The organism is Campylobacter sp. BCW_4332, assembly GCF_001763175.1.
Lineage (GTDB): Bacteria > Campylobacterota > Campylobacteria > Campylobacterales > Campylobacteraceae > Campylobacter_D > Campylobacter_D jejuni.
The window spans coordinates 1-3,562 of record NZ_MJYF01000018.1 but is presented as its reverse complement, the minus strand read 5'-3'; the positions used below and the strand labels follow the sequence as shown (position 1 = coordinate 3,562).

Annotated in this window: 1 protein-coding gene; it reads right to left on the bottom strand. The window is 25.7% G+C overall.

Translation table 11 applies throughout. The features are described 5' to 3' along the window. Window positions 1-3,402 (bottom strand): hypothetical protein (locus tag AJN64_RS01465; protein WP_070292571.1); only part of this gene is annotated, 3,402 nt, incomplete at its 3' end. Window positions 3,403-3,562 lie beyond the last annotated feature (160 nt).

The following is a 3,562-nucleotide window of genomic DNA, read 5'->3' as shown; positions in this document are numbered from 1 at the left end:
TCTTTTCTCATCAATAATCAAATAAGACAAAAGTCTTTTTAAAAGAAATTCTTTATTTTCTTCAAGCTTTTGATCTATTTCATAATGAAAGGAAAAATGAGTGTCAAAAACTCCTGTGCAAAGATCTATGCCATAAAAAATTTTCTTTAAATCAAAGCTAATGAATTTCGAATTGATTGCAAAAGGATAAGTTACAAAATGATCTCTTATAACCGCTAAAGGAGAATCATCTTTAAAGGTGTAAAGCTGATAAACAATGCTTTCATATTGTTCTTGTAGGGCTTTAAAATTTGTTGGAAAGAGATAATTTAAAAAAATACCCACAAATTCTCCAGTCACAATAGAAGCAAGGTCAAGTTTATTTAGCTTAGCATAAGTATAAATAGTATATTTTTGAGTTTGTATATCCATGCTATGCATAAGAGCAATTTTAGATATATTGCTTTCTTGATTAGAGTATATAAATAATTGTTTCATATATTTATCACTCCAATAAATCTTAATTTGTTTTTCATTAAAGTATTCTTTTATCTTTGTGATAAATAGATTTAAACCGGATGTATTTTTTTGTATTATTAAATTGGATTTTATCTCTTGTGCTAAAATCATTTGGATTTTAGTATGAATTAATTCTTTTTCTATTTGCTGCAAGCGTGCTTTTATTATTAAATTAGATTTTATGTGTATATGATATATACTATTCTTTTTTGGAGGTGCAAAAATACCAAGCTGTTCTTTAAAAAATTCTTTAAATCCTTCTTTGTTTATTTTAATACAAGCTTGAATAACATATTCTATTGTTTTTAAAAAATTAAAATCCCACAACATTTGAGCTGTAAAGCTGATAAAAGGACTAGCACTTAATAAAATTTTTAACATCGCATAAGTAAATATTTCAGTTGTTTTTTGTTCTTTTGCCTTATTTAAATATTCTTTTCCATACATCTGTTCCAAAAGCTTTGATAAATCTGATATTTGTTTCTCTATATCCATCCATGCAACAAAAGCTCGTTGCGTTTCTTCGTCTAAATTCATAAATTCTTTAATGCATTTTTGTTCATCTAAATGATACATTTGCTTTAATTTGATTATTTTTTTATCTAATGTATTTGTTGTATCTAAATCTTTTGATAATTCATTAAAAAAATCATCTATAGTTATCGAATTATCATTTTCCACAAAAGAATAATCTTTTTTGTCAAGTATTTTTAATAATTGCGATACAACTTCATATGCTGTAATATTTGTTGGCTCATTATTTACATATATTGGACATTCATCTGTCCATAAAACATAAGTTTCCTCTAAGTATTTTATATATACAAAATTACTGCCTCCATATTTTTTCAAATCCAAATTGATATTTGGAAAAATAAGCTTAGCTTGATACAAGACAAATGAAATAAATAAACATTCCATTAAAGAATAGTTCCCAAATGAAGATTTATCCGATTTTTCAAAAAACTCTTTTTTCAAAAAAGTTAAATATTGATGAGCTATCTTCTTTTCTTTTTCTATGATGGATTCTTTGGCTTCGTTTTGTTTAAAGAATTTTTTGATATAAAAATAAGGAAACCATTTTTTATCATTTATTTTTTTATTGTAGTCAATATAAGCTAAAATGTTTATTCGTTCGCAATGTCGTAAATTTTCCGTCTTTTTTACTATTTCTATCATTGGCTCATTTTCTGATATTGCTAATTTTTCTTTAGCTGTTTTTGCGAATTCTGGTAGCTTCTGCGGTGTAGCAACAAAATTTGTTAAATATTTATAAACCTTTTGCATATCTTCATAAGCTTTTTTACTATTCTCATAAGCTTCTTTGGATATTTTCACAAAAGGGCTTAATTGTAAAATATAAGGTTCATTTTCATCTTGTGGCATTTCTATGCTATATTCGCTATAATCTCTTGTGCTGTCATAAGTTTTTTTTGAAGTATCAATATTTTTTTTAATTCTTCTGTATTTATCTTGTATATTATAGTTGGCGATTTCTTGAGTTAAACTTTCACTAAGTCCTGCATTGTATTTATTGGGGATATTTGAAATAATCAAATAATTTTTACTCATTTTAGTTGTATTTAAATCTATTTGTGCATTTTGATTTTTTTGTGCGAAAAATTCAGCTAGTTTACTTGAGTTAAAATTTGGACTTTCTATATAGGAAAAATAAATAAATTGTTTAATATCTTCTTGCAAATTCTTTAAAATAGCATTGTTTTTTAAATACAAATTAGATAATTTTTGCGTTGAAATGAAAGCGGGTAAATTGCTCGATTTTGAATCATTGGGTGTATTTTTATATCCCTTGTCTTTTTGTTCTGGGTTTAAAAAGATTTCACTAAAAATATTTTCAATGCTTTTTATTTCTTCGCTTAAAGTGATTTTATAAGCCAAATTCGAAGCGATATTGCTTTCATCACTTCCAAGATATAATCCAAAACCACTTAAATCAATAATTTCTTTTTTATTAATAATTAAAACACAAGATAACAAGCGAGAATTAATATAATGAATAAACATAGCACATCTAGTGGCTAAAAATGCGGCTAAAGTCGTTAAAAGTGTGCCATAATCTCTTTGAGCAAATTCATAATACTCGCTTGCAGAACCCATTAAAGAAAATAAACCAGCAGCCAAAATAGCTAATCCTGTCCCACCTGTAAGAACAGCTACCACTGTGGCTATTGCAACACCCGCTATAGCACTTAGTATGATTTTAATTTTTTCATATTCTTTTTCTTCGGCAAGTTTTTTAATGTGTTCTAACAACTCATTGATAAATTTTTCATAAGTATTTTTTAAAGTGGGACTTATGCTATTTTTGAAAAAATCCGATTCTATGACATTTCCAATCTTTTCTAAAACTTTTTTCTTAAAATCATCAAATTTCTCACTGCTTATATCATCAGGATCAATGTTTTCGATTAACTCGTCTAAGGTTGTTATATCTTCAGAATCTTTAGCTAGTTCTTTTAAAGTATTGATAAATTCGATACAAAGATTATTTTTATCTGTATGATAAAAAAGATTAAAATCTTTACCTTGTTTCTTGTCTTGAATTTCTTCTTCTAAGTCTTCTAAATAAACTTTAGTGCAAATTTCACTGCTTGATAAATCTTTTAAATTTACATTTTGTCCAGCATCAAGCTCATTAAGGGTATGGATATTTATTTCTATATTATTGTGATTATCACAAGTTTGTTTTAAAATTTCTAGTATTTCCATAGCCAATATTTGATTTTTAGATAGCATTTTTCTTTGATGAAAATCAATATTTTTTAATATAGCGTGTAAAATAGAAAAATTAGGATAAATAAAATCAATCTGTTTAACTTCTTTATTGTTGATTGTTAAATTTTTAATAGTTTGAATTAACTCTGTTTTAGAACTTATAAACATAAAAGATTCCTTATATAAAGTATTATTATATCATTTTTTATTTGCTAATATTTTTTGTCTCTCTATTAATCTCTCCTATCCACCTAAGCACATTGCCCTTATCATCAATCTCTACTTCTAAATCTTTGTATTTGTTGTAAAATTTAGGAGCTAAGATTTC